The organism is Pseudomonas sp. GXM4 (assembly GCF_008923895.1).
In the GTDB taxonomy this organism is placed as follows: Bacteria; Pseudomonadota; Gammaproteobacteria; order Pseudomonadales; family Pseudomonadaceae; genus Aquipseudomonas; species Aquipseudomonas atacamensis.
In genome coordinates this window covers 1-15082 of the sequence record NZ_WBRZ01000138.1, presented here as the reverse complement: position 1 = coordinate 15082, position 15082 = coordinate 1, and the positions used below count along the sequence as shown (strand labels likewise).

19 protein-coding genes are annotated in these 15082 nt (G+C 59.0%); 11 read left to right on the top strand and 8 right to left on the bottom strand.

From position 1 onward, the window contains the following. Positions 1-103: 103 nt before the first annotated feature. Complete coding sequence (locus F8N49_RS17180; protein ID WP_151551962.1) at positions 104-1048, bottom strand: DMT family transporter; 945 nt, start codon at positions 1046-1048, stop codon at positions 104-106. A gap of 85 nt (positions 1049-1133) precedes the next feature. Between F8N49_RS17180 and F8N49_RS17175 the strand changes: the two genes are divergently transcribed. After that, the gene (locus F8N49_RS17175) at positions 1134-1697 is read left to right on the top strand and encodes a helix-turn-helix domain-containing protein (RefSeq protein WP_024013243.1); all 564 of its coding nucleotides are present in this window, start codon (positions 1134-1136) and stop codon (positions 1695-1697) included. After that, the gene (locus tag F8N49_RS17170; protein ID WP_122747733.1) at positions 1698-3101 is read left to right on the top strand and encodes an FAD/NAD(P)-binding protein; all 1404 of its coding nucleotides are present in this window, start codon (positions 1698-1700) and stop codon (positions 3099-3101) included. A gap of 200 nt (positions 3102-3301) precedes the next feature. Here F8N49_RS17170 and ppnN read toward each other — a convergent pair whose 3' ends face one another. After that, positions 3302-4675: a nucleotide 5'-monophosphate nucleosidase PpnN gene (gene ppnN / locus F8N49_RS17165; RefSeq protein ID WP_024013241.1), complete on the bottom strand. Its 1374-nt coding sequence runs from the start codon at positions 4673-4675 to the stop codon at positions 3302-3304. 222 nt (positions 4676-4897) lie between these two features. On the opposite strand from ppnN, the gene F8N49_RS17160 reads away from it, so the two are divergent. After that, positions 4898-5425, top strand: coding sequence for a DUF3087 domain-containing protein (locus F8N49_RS17160; RefSeq protein WP_038860192.1), 528 nt, complete (start codon positions 4898-4900; stop codon positions 5423-5425). Here the strand turns inward: F8N49_RS17160 and F8N49_RS17155 are convergent. After that, positions 5422-5808 carry a DUF2784 domain-containing protein gene (locus F8N49_RS17155; protein WP_041480792.1) on the bottom strand — a complete coding sequence of 129 codons (387 nt, stop codon included), beginning with the start codon at positions 5806-5808 and terminating at the stop codon, positions 5422-5424. The genes F8N49_RS17160 and F8N49_RS17155 overlap by 4 nt on opposite strands. Positions 5809-5937: 129 nt before the next feature. Here F8N49_RS17155 and F8N49_RS27925 point away from each other — a divergent pair, with 129 nt between their 5' ends. Beyond that, positions 5938-6081: a hypothetical protein gene (locus F8N49_RS27925; protein WP_024013238.1), complete on the top strand. Its 144-nt coding sequence runs from the start codon at positions 5938-5940 to the stop codon at positions 6079-6081. Between the two features lie 44 nt (positions 6082-6125). Here the strand turns inward: F8N49_RS27925 and F8N49_RS17150 are convergent, their stop codons facing one another. Beyond that, positions 6126-6398 (bottom strand): hypothetical protein, encoded by a 273-nt coding sequence (locus F8N49_RS17150; RefSeq protein ID WP_016775076.1) that lies wholly within the window; start codon positions 6396-6398, stop codon positions 6126-6128. Positions 6399-6661: 263 nt separating this feature from the next. Then, complete coding sequence (locus F8N49_RS17145; RefSeq protein ID WP_151551961.1) at positions 6662-7342, bottom strand: SOS response-associated peptidase; 681 nt, start codon at positions 7340-7342, stop codon at positions 6662-6664. Between the two features lie 197 nt (positions 7343-7539). Here F8N49_RS17145 and F8N49_RS17140 point away from each other — a divergent pair, with 197 nt between their 5' ends. Next, positions 7540-8439, top strand: coding sequence for a polysaccharide deacetylase family protein (locus F8N49_RS17140; RefSeq protein ID WP_122751145.1), 900 nt, complete (start codon positions 7540-7542; stop codon positions 8437-8439). Positions 8440-8544: 105 nt separating this feature from the next. Continuing rightward, complete coding sequence (locus tag F8N49_RS17135; protein ID WP_016775073.1) at positions 8545-8787, top strand: DUF1652 domain-containing protein; 243 nt, start codon at positions 8545-8547, stop codon at positions 8785-8787. A 3-nt stretch (positions 8788-8790) separates the two neighbouring features. Here F8N49_RS17135 and F8N49_RS17130 read toward each other — a convergent pair whose 3' ends face one another. Continuing rightward, the gene (locus F8N49_RS17130) at positions 8791-9153 is read right to left on the bottom strand and encodes an NUDIX hydrolase (RefSeq protein ID WP_051600742.1); all 363 of its coding nucleotides are present in this window, start codon (positions 9151-9153) and stop codon (positions 8791-8793) included. A 218-nt stretch (positions 9154-9371) separates the two neighbouring features. On the opposite strand from F8N49_RS17130, the gene F8N49_RS17125 reads away from it, so the two are divergent. Further along, a complete protein-coding gene (locus F8N49_RS17125) occupies positions 9372-9569 on the top strand; it encodes a hypothetical protein (protein ID WP_024013234.1) in 198 nt (65 codons plus the stop codon). A gap of 55 nt (positions 9570-9624) precedes the next feature. Here F8N49_RS17125 and F8N49_RS17120 read toward each other — a convergent pair whose 3' ends face one another. Then, positions 9625-9864 carry a hypothetical protein gene (locus F8N49_RS17120; RefSeq protein WP_051600740.1) on the bottom strand — a complete coding sequence of 80 codons (240 nt, stop codon included), beginning with the start codon at positions 9862-9864 and terminating at the stop codon, positions 9625-9627. Between the two features lie 184 nt (positions 9865-10048). On the opposite strand from F8N49_RS17120, the gene F8N49_RS17115 reads away from it, so the two are divergent. After that, a complete protein-coding gene (locus F8N49_RS17115) occupies positions 10049-10384 on the top strand; it encodes a hypothetical protein (protein WP_024013232.1) in 336 nt (111 codons plus the stop codon). 189 nt (positions 10385-10573) lie between these two features. Next, positions 10574-11218 carry a DUF6338 family protein gene (locus F8N49_RS17110; protein WP_071172747.1) on the top strand — a complete coding sequence of 215 codons (645 nt, stop codon included), beginning with the start codon at positions 10574-10576 and terminating at the stop codon, positions 11216-11218. Positions 11219-11322: 104 nt separating this feature from the next. On the opposite strand, the gene F8N49_RS17105 is transcribed toward F8N49_RS17110, so the two are convergent. Then, the gene (locus tag F8N49_RS17105) at positions 11323-12222 is read right to left on the bottom strand and encodes a LysR family transcriptional regulator (RefSeq protein WP_016775066.1); all 900 of its coding nucleotides are present in this window, start codon (positions 12220-12222) and stop codon (positions 11323-11325) included. A gap of 119 nt (positions 12223-12341) precedes the next feature. Here F8N49_RS17105 and F8N49_RS17100 point away from each other — a divergent pair, with 119 nt between their 5' ends. Further along, positions 12342-13709, top strand: coding sequence for an MFS transporter (locus F8N49_RS17100; protein WP_016775065.1), 1368 nt, complete (start codon positions 12342-12344; stop codon positions 13707-13709). Between the two features lie 30 nt (positions 13710-13739). After that, positions 13740-15014 carry a glucarate dehydratase family protein gene (locus F8N49_RS17095; protein WP_071172745.1) on the top strand — a complete coding sequence of 425 codons (1275 nt, stop codon included), beginning with the start codon at positions 13740-13742 and terminating at the stop codon, positions 15012-15014. The last annotated feature ends 68 nt before the right edge of the window (positions 15015-15082 follow it).

Genomic DNA, 15082 nt, shown 5'->3' with positions numbered 1-15082 from the left:
GACGGATTGATCTGGAGTAGTCAGGTCGGTACCTCACTGTGAATTGTGAACGCACCGGCCTGGCAGTTTGTACTGGGGCTGGTTTTGTGCCAGGCGTACACTTTCAGTCCCTACTGACCTCAGCTTCCTGGCCCTGATCCACGTCGGATGACACATCCTTACCCTTGGTCCTCAACTCACTGACTATCACCGCCGCAACAATCAACCCGGCCCCAACCAGCGCAATTGCCGGCAAGCGCTCTCCGGCAATCCGTCCGACAATCCCGGCCCACACCGGTTCACCCGCATAGATCAACGTCGCCCGAATCGGCGAAACACTCTTCTGTGCCCAGTTCATCGCTACCTGAATCGCCGCACTCGCCGCGCCCAGGCCCAAAGCGGTCGCCAGCAACAACCAGGAAAAATCCGGTATCACTTCACCGGTCGGGACTACCAGCAAGAACGACAACACCGCCGTCACCGCCAGTTGCACCACCGTCACTCGCCGCACATCCACCTGCCCGGCGAAAGTGCTGATCAAAATGATTTCAGCAGCAATCGCAACGGCGCTGATCAATGTCGCAATTTCTCCGGGACTGAAATTCAGCGCTGCCCCCGAGGGGCCTGACAACAACATCAATCCGGTAAACGCCAGCATGATGCCGATACTTGGCATCAACCCCGGACGCCGTCCCAGTACCAGCCATTGCAGCAGCGGCACAAACGGTACATACAGCGCGGTAATGAACGCCGACTGACTGCTCGGAATGCTTTGCAACCCGACCGTCTGCAGGCCATAACCAAGCATGATCGCCACGCCGATGAATGACCCGGCCTTCACTTCGAACAAGGTCAACTCGCGCAAGTGCCGCCAGGAAAACATCGCCACGATCGCCGCCGCTGCGGCGAAGCGTAGCCCGACGAAAAACATCGGGCCGCTGACCGTCATGGCATGTTGCACAATCAGAAACGTGCCGCCCCAGATCATGGTAATCAGCACCAGCACGCACTCGGCTTTGCTGAAGCGGGAGAAGCGGATTGGGGACGCAGAATTGTTTGGCGACATCATGACCTTGCGCACATTAAAAGGGAGGCCGCACAATGCCGCCAATGTTGCGCAGTATACTGCCCAACCCCACCGAGTGAGCAATATAGTGCACAAAGATTTGACTCAGCGAGCCTCCGTTCTGCAACACGTCAGCCAGAACGTTCGACGCCTGCGCCATGCTGCGGATATGAGCCAGACCGCACTGGCGGAAAAATCCGGGGTGAGCCGACGGATGCTGGTGGCGATTGAGGCAGGCGAGAAGAATGTCAGCTTGACCACGCTTGATCGCGTTGCCGAAGCGCTCGACGTTGCCTTCAGCGATCTGATCCAGGCGCACGATGCGCGCGATCCGAGCCGGATCAATGAGGTTGCCTGGGCGGGCACGATTCCCGGCAGCAGAGCCGTGCTACTGTCCAAAGCCACCGCGAGCCGCGAAGTCGAGCAATGGGAGTGGTGCCTGCAACCGGGCGAGGTCTACCCGTCGCAACCGGACGCCGATGGCTGGAGCGAGCAGATTTACGTATTTGAAGGATGCTTGACACTGATGCTCGGCGATCAGGCGCAGCACATCAATAAAGGAGAGTTTTTCATGTTCGCCAGCAATCAACCGCATGCCTACCGCAACGATGGCGATGTGGCTGCGCGGTTCGTGCGTAATGTGGTGATCTGAATGGGACATCCTGCGGACATCCTGATCATCGGCGGCGGCCTCAGTGGCACCATGCTGGCGGTGCAATTGTTACGCCGGCCTGGGCAACGAAGAATTGCGATTATCGAGCCGCGTGCTGAACTGGGACGTGGCGAGGCTTACAGCGCCGTCGAGTTGGGACATACGCTGAACGGCAACGCGGCGCGGATGAGCGTCGACCCGGATAATCCTGATGATCTGACGCAGTGGCTGACCGCGCATATTGCCGGCGGCGGCTGGCCGGAATCTGCCGAGCAGGACGTGCCGGTCAGTGAGCTGTTTCCGCCGCGTGGCCTGTTCGGGGTCTATGTGCAACAGCGTCTGGCCGAAGCCAGGGCAGTGGGGGCTCTGCAAGGTTCGACCGTTGAACATATTTGTGCTGAAGCCGTCGACCTGCAAAGCGATTCCGGCTCAATGCAGCTCACCTTGAGTGATGGCCGGATTTTGCGTGGATCGCTGGCAGTGCTGGCCACCGGCATGTTTCCCGCCGCCCGCACGCCGCAGACGCAATCCAGTGGCCTTAACGCCGCAGCGCTCGATCCCTGGGATGTGGCGGCCATGCGCGAACTCGACCCGCAGTCCACCGTGCTGATCATCGGCTCCGGTCTGACCATGGTCGATGCCGTGGTGTCGCTGGAGCAGGCCGGGCATCGCGGGCCGATCGAGGTGTTCTCCCGGCATGGCCTGCTGCCGCACGTACGCCGTCAACCGCCGGCCTGGGTGGATTTTCTGGCAGCAGATCACAGCATCCGCACGCCACGCGAGTTGGTGCGCGAGTTGCGTCGACATTGTCGCGACGCAATCGACCAAGGCATCGACTGGCAGGCGCCGCTGGATACGGTTCGCGCGCATATCGCGCGGTTGTGGAGTCAGGCGACTGACGTGCAGCGTCGACAATTCGTACGGCATGTACGGCCATGGTGGGAGAGTCATCACCATCGTTCGCCGCCACTGAGTGCCGAGTTGATCGAACGGCTGCACAAGGAAGGGCGCTTGCGCATTCACGCCGCGTCGTTCAAGGGGATTGAGCCCGGCGCGGACGATGCTGTGGCCATTCGCATCCGTCCGCGGGGTGAGACTGAAACAGGCGTCGTCAGCGGTGCGGCGCTGATCAATTCCAGCGGCATTGAATACGACTGGCGGCGAGTCGCACGACCGTTGCCGCAGCAATTGCTGGCGCGGGGGCTGGTGCAGCCGGGGCCGCTGGCGCTGGGGATCACAGCAAATGACGGCGCAGTGGTAGATGCCGAAGGGCAGGTAAGTGCTCGGTTGTTCGCCATGGGCCCGCCGTTGCGCGGGATGTGGTGGGAAAGTACGGCGGTGACGGACGTCGCTGCGCAGGCTAAAGCGTTGGCTCGGCGGTTGGTAGATAGCCCGAAAGATTGATGTGTTCTTTCGGGCTTCTTCGCGAGCAGGCTCGCTCCCACAAGGGGATTGAGTTGTGGATGCAATTTGCGGCACACCACAATACTGTGGGAGCGAGCTTGCTCGCGAAAAGCGTCATCTGATTCAACGTCTCTGTTGAATGAAAGACCGCTATCGCTGGCAAGCCAGCTCCCACAATGGGTGTGCGTTACGACTTGAAATTACGCGACGACGCGATAGCACGGCACATACGCCGCGCCACCCGGCAACTTCATCCGGTGCTGTGCGACGAAGGCCTTTAGCAGCGCATCAAGCGGCTGCATGATCGCCGCATCGCCACGGATCTGATACGGCCCGTGCTCTTCGATCAGGCGAATGCCCTTGTCCTTGACGTTACCGGCGACGATCCCGGAAAACGCCCGGCGCAGGTTGGCGGCCAGTTCGTGCGGTGGCTGGTCGCGGTGCAGTTTCAGGTTGGCCATGTTTTCGTGGGTCGGATCGAACGGGCGCTGGAAGCCTTCATCGATTTTCAACAGCCAATTGAAATGGAACGCATCGTTACGCTCGCGGCGGAACTGCTTCACCGCTTTCAGGCCTTGAGTCATCTGCCGCGCCACTTCGGCCGGGTCATCGATGATTATCTCGTAATGCCGCTTCGCCGCTTCGCCGAGGGTCGCGACGACAAACGCATCCAGCTGTTCCAGATACGGCGCGGCATGCTTCGGCCCGGTGAGGATGACCGGGAAGGGCAGGCCTGCGTTGTCCGGGTGCATGAGGATGCCGAGCAGGTACAGGAACTCTTCGGCCGTACCGGCGCCGCCCGGGAAAATGATGATGCCGTGGCCGACACGGACGAAGGCTTCCAGACGCTTTTCGATGTCCGGCAGGATCACCAGCTCATTGACGATCGGGTTCGGCGCTTCGGCGGCGATGATGCCTGGCTCGGTCAGGCCGAGGTAGCGACCGCCGTGAATGCGTTGTTTGGCATGGGCAATGGTCGCGCCCTTCATCGGACCTTTCATCACGCCAGGGCCGCAACCGGTGCAGATGTCGAGGCTGCGCAAGCCCAGTTCGTGGCCGACTTTCTTGGTGTATTTGTATTCTTCGGTGTTGATCGAGTGGCCACCCCAGCACACCACGATTTTCGGCTCGACGCCCGGGCGCAGGGTGCGCGCGTTGCGCAGCAGATGGAACACGTAGTCGCTGATGCCTTGGGAATTGCTCAAGTCGATGCGCTGGCTGTCGAGTTCGTTCTCGGTGTAGACGATGTCGCGCAGGGCGCTGAAGAGCATTTCGCGGGTGCTGGCGATCATCTCGCCGTCGACGAACGCGTCGGCCGGAGCGTTCAGCAGCTCCAGGCGTACACCGCGATCCTGTTGGTGAATGCGGATTTCGAAGTCCTTGTAGGCTTCGAGGATGGTCTTGGCATTGTCGACATGCGCGCCGGTGTTGAGGATGGCCAGGGCGCACTGGCGGAAGAGGGTATAGGTGCTGCCGGATCCGGCTTCGCTCAGTTGCTGGACTTCACGTTGAGAAAGGGTTTCCAGACTGCCTTTCGGACTGACCGAGGCATTGATTACGTGTCGTTGGGTCATGCAGTGATCCTTAAAACGATGTCATCCACAACGCAGCGGATGGCATCCGAATAGTGTGTATCCATGAATGAAGATGGCACGATCTGCGTTATACCGCCATGTCCCGTTGGACTTTGAAAAGATGAAAAGGAGCCCCAGCATAGCTAAAACCCGGTGCGATGCGATAATGCGCTGGCGAGTTTTTTCCGTTGCGCGTTTTGCCACTCAAGGAAGTCATTTTCGATGTTCGAGATTCAGCCGATGGACCCCGCTACCTTTCGTCAGCAGACCCGCCGCAGCACGATCATCATCGCCGTGCTGTTTCTGCTGCTGGCCATGCTGTTTTCGTCGGTTGCGGTGGCAGTGTTCGGTGAACCCGACGGGGATAACCTGCGTTTCAATGTCGGCGGCGTATTCGTGGCGTTTCTGCTGACGGCGGCGCTGTTGCGCGGGCGTTTCTGGCATCAGACCTGGATGGCCCCGGCGGTGTACAGCTGGCGCCTCAAGCGCAATCTGATGAGCATCACCAATGTCATGCATCAGGTGACAGCGGCGGTGCAGAACAACGATCCGACGGCGATGAAGGTGTTGCGTTTCTATCACCTCGGATTGCTGCAAATGCATGAGCTGGACGGCAACTCCAGCGATCATGGACAACTGCGTGACGAAGTCGAACAGCACAAGGCGCGGATGCAGGCGCAGGGACTTGATTCTGACCAGCCACGCTTCGATCCGCAGTGGCTGGAAACGTTGAAACCGGCCTCGCGTTAAAACGGAATGCGCCGGGCCCGGCGCAGTTTCCATGAGCGCAGCAGTCGTGCGTACACCAACAGGTTGACCGCCAGCACCACGCTGCCGAGGGCCAGTTGAATCTGCGGCGTCAGACCGGCCGGGTAGATGATCGGCCAGATGTAATGCTCAATGAAGCCGCCGGCGTATTCGGTCTGCCCGGCCGCGTGGCGCATGAGGTTTTCCCAGTAGGTCAACGGACAGGTCAGGTGCAATACCTCGACCGCCACGCCCCATGCGGCCGCCGGCAAGTGCAACCACATCAATCGTGGCCAGCGCAGCACCAGCAGCCCGCCGAACAGCACGAACAAGATGAAACACAAGTGAAACAGCACCAGCCCGTCGGCGGCGATTCGGTAAAGCATGGCGTCTTCCTGACGTAAGGGTGGATGGCGCTATGGTACGCCGCGCGGGACAAAATTCCTTGGTGAATCTGGGCGCGCAAAAGTGTTCTACCCTTTAACGATCATCAACTGTTCTGAGGTGAGGTGCACATGGCAACTGAGCAAACGCGTGCGGAAGATGATGAGCCAACGGAAGAAGAAATCGAGCGGCAAAAGAGGCAGGAAAAAACCTGGAAGCACGATGACAGCCGCGAGCTGTCGGACCGCGATCAGGAGCGTCCGCTGAAACCTTGAACAACCCATACGAAGAGCCCCGCAGCAGCGGGGCTCTTCGCGTTTCAGAGGTCTGCCAGCTGCGTGAAGTCCGGGTAGGTCGCGCGATACCCCAACGTTCGATCGATCCACGCATTGAGCTCATTGACCATCACCGGCGGATGACCGGGGTAACCTTCGAGGGTGCTGCGCAGGGTGCGTTCGATATCGGGCACGCTGTGCAGGTTTCGGGTCTTGATGTAATGGCCGATAAAACAGTCGAGTTCCAGGCGTTCTGTCTTGGACAGATGGACACACTTCAGGCCGCTGACCTGTTTGATTGCAAAATCGTCGCTCACTTATTTCTCTGCAAGGCTTGAAAGTTGTTGATGGATTCCTGATTTCTTTGACTCTATGGTCAACTGGTATACCAATCGGAAAGGCGGCGCGCATGCTATCCGCAGCGCGGGAAAATGTATGTATGACTGTCGAAATGTCTGACAGGCGGTTGATTCGCTCAAACGGCTGTTTTACGGGTGTTGTATCGCGCTTGAAACACTTTTTGTAACGCAGGGGACTCAGTGGCGGCGTTGGTTGATTAACGCAAGGATGGACGGATTATTTAGTCGACTCGTTCTATCAATTGCGCACCCTGATTACGCGTATTGCCGACCGCTTTGCCGACTTTGTACCATTCGAAGGCCTCACTGGGCTCGCCTTCAAACAGCAGCATCTGCTCGGCGCGCTCCACTGGCGTAGCCGGATCAAGCCATTCCCGAGCTCGCGCCGAATCGAAGACCACTGGGCGGCGATCGTGAATATCGAGCAGGCCGCCCAGGCTGTCAGCGGTGATGATGACGAACCCGTCGTCCTCCCTCGGCGCAACCCCCGGTGCCGGAAACTGGCCGATACCGGCACAGAAGACCGGAGCCTGATCCGCCCGACGAATCAACCAGGGCTGTCGGGATTTTTCCCCGCTATCAACCCACTCAAACCAATTGTCGACCGGCACGATCAGCCGCTGCCGCCAGATCGCCCGGAAGAACGCGCCGTGGGCGACTTTCTCTACCCGAGCGTTGATAGGTGGGGCACGATTTTTGGCCCAATGCGGGCGCCAGCCCCAGCGCAGATTGTCGGCATGAATGGCCTGTTCGTGCTGATGCAGAACCGCCAGCGCAGTGGTGGGCGCTGCGTTGTAGCGATCCAGTGGCGCATCGCCGACGTGATTGATCAACGCATCGGGGATGCTCAGCACCGCAACGAAATCGTGAATCCCCCGGTACTGCGTGAGTCTTCCGCACATGGATGAAATCTCCTTGAGGAAATTTGAGTCTAGTCGGACCAGCCGATGTGCCGGCCGATGACGCACTGAAAGCAGCACCGGAACCAAACCCTGTGTACCTTATCCAACCTGCGCTCGCGGATAGCCGCGCAGGGATGGACAAAGGCGAGGGAGTTTTGCCATTCGACAACACGACGGCCTCGGCCTCAGGGCAAGACATGACATCCGGATGCAAAGTTCTTTGTGTTGCGCTCATCGCGCTCGGTCTGGCCGGTTGCATCGCCGCGCCGATCGACATGACCACGCAAACCGAAACGCGCCTGATGGCCCAGGCCCCCGTACGTTTTCTCCTGACGTTCGACGATGGCCCCAGCGCTTCAGGGTTGTGGAATCCCACGGCGACGGTGCTCGACAGCCTCAAAAGCAATCCGCTGCAGGCAGACATCAAAGCCGTGTTTTTCGTGCAGACCCGAGCACCCAGGGCAGGCAACAGCGAGATCGGTCGCAGCCTGATGCGTCGTGAACACGCCGAGGGACATATTCTCGCCTTTCACACTGCAACCCACTGGCACACCAACCATCGCTCGCTCGATCCGCAGGAACTGGAGCAATCGCTGACCGACGGCAGCGCTGACATCGCCGCTATCACCGGGGCGCAGCCCAAGCTGTTGCGCCCACCGTTCTGGAACTACGACAAGCGCACATTTGCGGCCTATCAAAAACACGGCTTGCATGTCTTGCTCACGGACCTGAGTGCCAACGACGGCAAGATCTGGGGCTTCAACGCCAGCCCTCGGCGTCGGGCGAATATGCTGCGGCAGTTATCGGAAGTGCGCGAGCGCATCGCCGTGGGTCAATTGCCGACCGTGGATGGCGTGATCCCGGTCGTGGTGACGTTCCATGACCTCAATCGCTACACCGCGCGCCACACTCGCGAATATCTGCAGATTCTGCTCGATAGCGCGGCGGCGACCGGGGTCAGACTGGCGGACAAGCCGTTCTACGACAATCAGGCCGCACTGGAAAAAGCTGCGTTGGCGCGTACGGTTCAGCAAAGCGCTGAGCCGGTGAATCTGCCCGGAATGTGGAACTGGATCTGGGATCACGACGCGCATTGAATGGCATGAGTGAGTTGTGATCGGCTTGGCATTCTCGAGCGGGCAGTAAACACACCGTGGGTCTATGCTCGATGGATCGATTCTCCGCCTGCGAGGCGCCCGTCCATGCTTGCCATTGCCGATATCTGCCGGATCGTCGAGTCAGGCTTCCCCACGTTCAAGTGTGATTGCACACCGACCGGACAAGGTCTGTTGCGGATCAAGGTGTATGAGCCGGGCAGTGGGCGTGTCGAGTTGTTGCTTGACGGCGTTTCTCCCGAGCATCTGGTGACGATTCGCGATATTTCCAATTTCATCGGTGAGTTGCGCACGGAAATCAGCGCCGGTCGCCGGGCGTTCGCCGGCTGATTGTCATAAACGGCGCTGAAAGGCCTGCACGATGCGCCTCGTCGCGTCATTGGTTTCAAGATTGTGCACGGCATCGAGCGGGTACCAGATGCAATCGACGATTTCGTTCTGCGGGCGCACGTCGTCGAGGTTGACCACCGAAGCCTCGTACACATGATGCCGCGTACTGCCCGCCTGAAAATCCATCAGGTACAGGACGTCCTCCGCATTGAGCCCGGTTTCCTCCTGCAACTCGCGCACGGCTGCCGCCGCACGGGTTTCCCCGGGTTCGACCTTGCCGCCGGGCAATGACCAGTGATGGCGGGGTTTGCGCACCAGGAGGATATGGCGATCCTGTTCGCAAATGACGGTGGCGCGTACTTTCATGATTGCCCTGTTGATGCTTGTCATAAATCTGTAATCAATCTGCAATATTCGAGCCGCCAGCGGATTTAAAGGTTCCCTCTTGATTCGGAGCCATTTGCGTAGCAAAAAGTGCCAGTGAATTGACATGTGCCAGGGTGAATCCGGTTTACACCGAAGCGGGGAGCGGGTGTAAGGTAAGTCCGTACACCGAAAACACCGTTGACGAAATGGAGGTGCTCATGAGCATTCCAATGCTGAACAAGCTGCACATGAACGGTTATGACGTGCTCAGCGTCAACAACGGCCCATGGCGGGTTTGCACTCAGGGCGACCGGTTGGCGTCATTCACCAGCAGAGAGGAGGCGATGGCCTATGCGGCGGCGCTTCCTGGTTACAAGCAACGCGCCAAGCGGGTGCAAAGCCAGAACGTGAGTTGATGCGTTATAACGAAAGAGCCCCGGTTTCGACCGGGGCTTCTGTTTGGATCAGAAGTCAGTGCACCTTGATTCGGCTGATGGTCCGGGCCTTTACCTCCTTGGCATAGATCTGCAATCTCTCTTCGTCGTTTTGCAGGATTTCGCAAGACCGCAACACAGTCTGGGCGTCTGCCTCGTTACCTGATTTGCGCAATTGTTCGGCAATGCGCTTGAGGTCGACCGCCGACCACCTCAGGTCCGACGCCACGCTTTGCAAATCCCGTTGAAGTTCGTGTTCGTATTCATTGAGCCGCATGATCACCTCCAGAACATTCTCGGTAGAAAAGAGTAGTCGCATTTTTCCACATGGGGCCAGGCCATCTGACGCCCGGCTGAACCGATGTAAAAAATTGTCCAAACCCCGGTAACGGCGGGGTGCCACGATGGATGTGCACGCCGTTAAACGGTACATTCACGTTTTTTCGGAACAGGTAAACAGCATGCGCGTATGGATCGGCACTTTGGCACTGGCCCTGTTGACGGGTTGCTCGTTACCAGCATCGCTGGTGCCGGGCGAGCCAAACCTCAGCAAGACCAGTGACAAGCCTCCCAAGGAATATGCCGCGTGTTTGTTACCGCTGTGGCAGAAGGACGTGGCCAAGACTTCGCAGACGTCTATTTCCAACGGCTATCGGATTACCGCGCCGAGCATTATCACGGCGGATGAGATTCTCGATATCGTCAAATACAAGGACGGCAGCAAAGTGTCCCTCTATCAGGGGCCGCCTTGGGCCAAGTCCGGATCGCTGCGCCAATCGGTGCGTGACTGCCTGTAACCGGGCGCCCGGATCTCAAAAAAGGCAGACACCGAAGTTCGGTGTCTGCCTTTTTTCATTGGATGAAGACTCCAGCCAAACGCTCGCAATGAGCTGTGACAGTTGCCCGCGAGGCGCAGCAGGATCCTTGACTAGGCTTTGAATGTCGGCCCGTGACGGGATCGGCATGACTGAAAGGAGTCTCGGATCATGGATGATCTGGTCAAGGACATCATTCCGCTGTTGCAGTACCTCATCCCGGGTTTTCTATCGACCTGGATCTTCTATTCACTTACGGCATTCAAGCGACCGGATACGTTCGGCCAGATCGTGCAGGCGCTGATATTCACATTTGTGATTCAGGGCGCGGTGTTGGCGGTGGGCAACCTCTGTTTGTGGATTGGCTCGAAGGGTTTTTCATTAGGAAACTGGGATGATCGGGCGCAAACGCTCTGGGCATTTGTGTTTTCGCTGATGCTGGGTTTGTTTGCCTGTTACCTGGCTACGAGTGACAAATTGCACGGCTGGTTACGTAAGCGAAACGTCACGAAACAATCTTCTTTCCCGAGTGAATGGTTCTGCGCTTTCGCCCAACATGAGCGCTTCATAACTCTGCATTTGAACGATGAAAGGCGCGTATTTGGCTGGCCGGTCGAGTGGCCACGGGAATCATCCAATGGTCAGTTCATCATGAAATATCCGCGTTGGCTCACGGATGATGGCCAACCTGCATCTATTGGCGCGGAGTTTTTGTTGATAGATTCCGCGAAAGTCAAATGGGTCGAGTTCAGCCCAGTATCAGAGGGATCAACATGCCAACTGCCAGAGCACCACAACCCATGCCAAAGCATTTAGAGCGACTCTTTGTCGGGCCGGACGGAAAAATGCTGGACGTGCCCTTGATCAAAGGCCCCAGTGCGCCGCCGCCTCTAAAACCACGGTCTAGACGATAAACTTCTTCAGCCCCAACCCTGCACCACCGCCCGGCGAATCGCCTCCAGCAACATCGCGAACGCCGGGTTGTCATTGTTCTCACGCCAGATCAGATGCAGTTCGCTTTGCACCCCTTCGCCCAGATCGATCTCGCGAAACACCACATTCCTGAACACCACGCTGGTCGCGCAACGCGGTACCAGCGCCAGACCCATGCCAGCGTTGACCAGCGCCAGAATGGTCAGCGACGAGCCCAGCCACTGCACGTAATCCGGCGCCACCCGCGCTGAACGCAGAGTGCCGGTCAACAGTTCGTTGAACGGCGGATAGGCTTCATGGGAGTACATCAGGAACGGTTGTTTATCCAGATCAGCCACTGACACCTCAGCTGCATTGGCCAACCGATGCCCGCTCGGCACCGCCAGCACAAATGGTTCGCGCACCAGGCATTCGGTGGCATAGCCCGGTTCCTGCAATGGCGCGCGGGCAATGCCCAGGTCGATACGACGAGCGCGCAAGGCCTCGTGCTGCTGATAGGTATTCATCTCTGCCAGATCGATTTTCACCTGAGGCTGTTTAAGCCGCGCTTCGGCGATCACCTTGGGCAGAAATTCATATACCGCGCTGCCGACGAACGCGATGTTCACCGAGCCAATGTCGCCCTCGGCAAACCGGCGTGCGGTGATCGCTGCTTGCTGGGCGCGCTCCAGCAGATTCTGCGCTTCAACGAAAAACGCCCGGCCCGCCGCCGTCAGCGCAACGCTTCGGGTGCTGCGGGTAAACAATTCGACGCCAAGGTGATGCTCCAGCAGCTGAATCTGCCGACTCAGTGGCGGCTGGGTCATGTTCAGGCGCTCGGCGGCGCGGCGAAAGTTGAGTTCGGTGGCGACCGTGGTGAAACAGCGCAGTTGGGTGAGCTCGAACATTGATCTAATCCGGGTATCAATCGAATGCCTGTTTAGATTAGACGGGATCAATGCGCGACGTCCATGATCGGCTCATTGCTTCAAGTCATCCCTAAAAAAACAAGATCGGGAGTCGCCCCTTGAAAACCCTCCAGAGTCCGCCGGACATCACGGTGCTCGCCCGCGCCGCCGCCAAGGTCAAACGCCACGTGCTGCCGCTATTCGTGGTGATGTTCATCGTCAATTACATCGACCGGGTCAACATTGGTTTCGTGCGCAGCCATCTGGAAACCGATCTGGGTATCGGCGCAGCGGCGTACGGACTTGGCGCCGGGCTGTTTTTCATCGGTTACGCACTGTTCGAAGTGCCGTCGAACATGCTGTTGCAGCGCTACGGCGCGCGGGTCTGGCTGACCCGGATCATGTTCACCTGGGGCGCTGCGGCCATGGCCATGGCGTTTGTTCAGGGCGAAACCAGTTTCTACGTGCTGCGCTTTATTCTCGGTGCGGCCGAGGCCGGGTTTTTCCCGGGGATCATTTATTACTTCACCCAATGGCTGCCAGCGTCCGAGCGCGGCAAAACCATGGCGGTGTTTCTCAGCGGCTCAGCGATTGCCTCGGTGATTTCCGGCCCGGTGTCCGGTGCGCTGTTGCATATCAGCGGATTGGGCATGCACGGCTGGCAGTGGATGTTTCTCATCGAGGGCGCGGCTTCGGTGGTGTTGTGCGCATTCGTCTGGTTCTGGCTGCAATCGCACCCGCGCCAAGCCAAGTGGCTGAGCGAGGAAGAGCGAGACGCACTGGTCGCGGCGATTGCCGAGGAGCAGCGCGCTCGCGAAGCGGTACAAGTCGCCAAGCCGTCGATGTTCAAGCTGTTGGCTGACCGACAGATCGCGCTGTTCTGCTTCATCTATTTTTCCATTGCCCTGACCATTTACGGCGCGACGTTCTGGTTGCCGAGCATGATCAAGAAGATGGGTAACCTCGGAGATTTCCAGGTCGGGCTGCTCAATTCGATTCCGTGGATCATTTCGATTGTCGCCATGTATGGCTTCGCAGCGATGGCCGGCAAATGGAAATTCCAGCAGGCCTGGGTCGCGCTGACCTTGGTGATCGCGGCGGTCGGCATGTTCATGTCGACCACTGGCGGGCCGGTGTTTGCCTTCGTCGCCATCTGCTTCGCCGCTATCGGTTTCAAAGCAGCGTCGGCGCTGTTCTGGCCGATTCCGCAAAGCTATCTGGACGCGCGTATCGCTGCGGCGGTGATCGCGCTGATCAACTCCATCGGCAACCTTGGCGGCTTCGTCGCGCCGACCGCGTTCGGCATTCTCGAACAAACCACCGGCTCCATCGAGGGCGGCCTGTATGGCCTGGCGGCGACATCGCTGATCGCCGCCGTGGTGATCTTCTTCGCCCGCACGGCGCCTGGCGCCAAAGGTAAAACCCCGGCAAAGCCAAGTGACGAAGCAGCCGCTGTGGCGCCGGCTCGTCCGGCTGCGAGCCACTGAATCGATTGTTGATCTGTCAGGAGCGTTATCTTGAAAATCACCCGTGTCAGCGTCACCCCGATTGCCTTCCGCGATCCGCCACTGCTCAACGCCAGTGGCATCCACGAACCTTTTGCCCTGCGCTCGATCATCGAAATCGAGAGTGACAACGGCTACATCGGCCTCGGCGAAAGCTACGGCGATGCCCCGGCGCTGGCGATCCAGCAACAATTGCAGAGCCAATTGATCGGCCTTGATCCGTTCAACCTCAATCAGTTGCGCGCGATCGTGCAGGCCACCGTGGCGGCGAATAAACCCGCCAGCGTCGCTGGCGCCGAACTGGCCCCCGGTTCCCACGCCAGCAAAGCAGTGAGCAATGCCTACTCGGCATTCGAAGTAGCGTTTCTTGATTTGCAGGCGCGCTACCTGAACGTGCCGCTGGTGGACCTGCTCGGCGGGGCGATCCGCGATGAAGTGCCGTTCAGCGCTTACCTGTTTTTCAAGTACGCCGAGCACATCGACTCCCCCTACAAACCGGACAACTGGGGCGAGGCGCTGAGCGAGCAGCAGATCGTCGCGCAGGCAGCGCGGATGATCGAGGCGTACGGTTTCAAGAGCATCAAGCTCAAGGCCGGCACTTTGCCGCCGGAGCACGAAGTCGCCTGCATAAAAGCGCTGAAAAAAGCCTTTCCGGGATTTCCGCTGCGCATCGATCCGAACGGCAACTGGTCGCTGGAGACGGCGATTCGCATGGCCGAACTGCTCGGCGATGACCTGCAATATTACGAAGACCCGACCCCGGGCCTTGATGGCATGGCTGAACTGCACAAGCGCACCGGTCTGCCCTTGGCGACCAATATGGTCGTCACTGATTTCGACGAGTTCCGCCGCAGCGTTGCGTTGAACAGCGTGCAGATCGTCCTCGCCGACCACCATTACTGGGGTGGCCTGCGAGATACACAGACGCTGGCGAAAATGTGCGACGTGTTCGGCCTCGGCGTGTCGATGCATTCCAATTCGCACTTGGGTATCAGCCTGATGGCCATGGCGCACGTTGCGGCGGCAGTGCCGAATCTGGATTACGCCTGCGACACCCACTACCCGTGGCAGGAGCCGGACGAGGAAGTGATCAAGGGCGGCAAGCTGCCGATTGTCGATGGCTGTGTGAAGATCACCCGAGCGCCGGGACTGGGGCTGGAGCTGGATCATGAGCAACTGGCCAAGCTGCATGATCAGTACCTGACGTGCGGCATTCGCCAGAGGGATGATGTGCGGCAGATGCAGCGGTACAAGGCGGATTGGCGGGCGGTCAAACCGAGGTTTTGAGGTGGTCGGGACGGGCCCCATCGCGGGCAAGCCCGCTCCCACAGGGTCTTTGTCGGATGCAAAATTTG

Coding starts and splice junctions, on each gene's coding strand:
- F8N49_RS17180 (WP_151551962.1), bottom strand. CDS start 1,048: ATGATGTCGCCAAACAATTCTGCGTCCCCAATCCGCTTCTCCCGCTTC.
- F8N49_RS17170 (WP_122747733.1), top strand. CDS start 1,698: ATGGGACATCCTGCGGACATCCTGATCATCGGCGGCGGCCTCAGTGGC.
- ppnN (WP_024013241.1), bottom strand. CDS start 4,675: ATGACCCAACGACACGTAATCAATGCCTCGGTCAGTCCGAAAGGCAGT.
- F8N49_RS17160 (WP_038860192.1), top strand. CDS start 4,898: ATGTTCGAGATTCAGCCGATGGACCCCGCTACCTTTCGTCAGCAGACC.
- F8N49_RS17155 (WP_041480792.1), bottom strand. CDS start 5,808: ATGCTTTACCGAATCGCCGCCGACGGGCTGGTGCTGTTTCACTTGTGT.
- F8N49_RS27925 (WP_024013238.1), top strand. CDS start 5,938: ATGGCAACTGAGCAAACGCGTGCGGAAGATGATGAGCCAACGGAAGAA.
- F8N49_RS17145 (WP_151551961.1), bottom strand. CDS start 7,342: ATGTGCGGAAGACTCACGCAGTACCGGGGGATTCACGATTTCGTTGCG.
- F8N49_RS17140 (WP_122751145.1), top strand. CDS start 7,540: ATGACATCCGGATGCAAAGTTCTTTGTGTTGCGCTCATCGCGCTCGGT.
- F8N49_RS17135 (WP_016775073.1), top strand. CDS start 8,545: ATGCTTGCCATTGCCGATATCTGCCGGATCGTCGAGTCAGGCTTCCCC.
- F8N49_RS17130 (WP_051600742.1), bottom strand. CDS start 9,153: ATGAAAGTACGCGCCACCGTCATTTGCGAACAGGATCGCCATATCCTC.
- F8N49_RS17125 (WP_024013234.1), top strand. CDS start 9,372: ATGAGCATTCCAATGCTGAACAAGCTGCACATGAACGGTTATGACGTG.
- F8N49_RS17120 (WP_051600740.1), bottom strand. CDS start 9,864: ATGCGGCTCAATGAATACGAACACGAACTTCAACGGGATTTGCAAAGC.
- F8N49_RS17115 (WP_024013232.1), top strand. CDS start 10,049: ATGCGCGTATGGATCGGCACTTTGGCACTGGCCCTGTTGACGGGTTGC.
- F8N49_RS17110 (WP_071172747.1), top strand. CDS start 10,574: ATGGATGATCTGGTCAAGGACATCATTCCGCTGTTGCAGTACCTCATC.
- F8N49_RS17105 (WP_016775066.1), bottom strand. CDS start 12,222: ATGTTCGAGCTCACCCAACTGCGCTGTTTCACCACGGTCGCCACCGAA.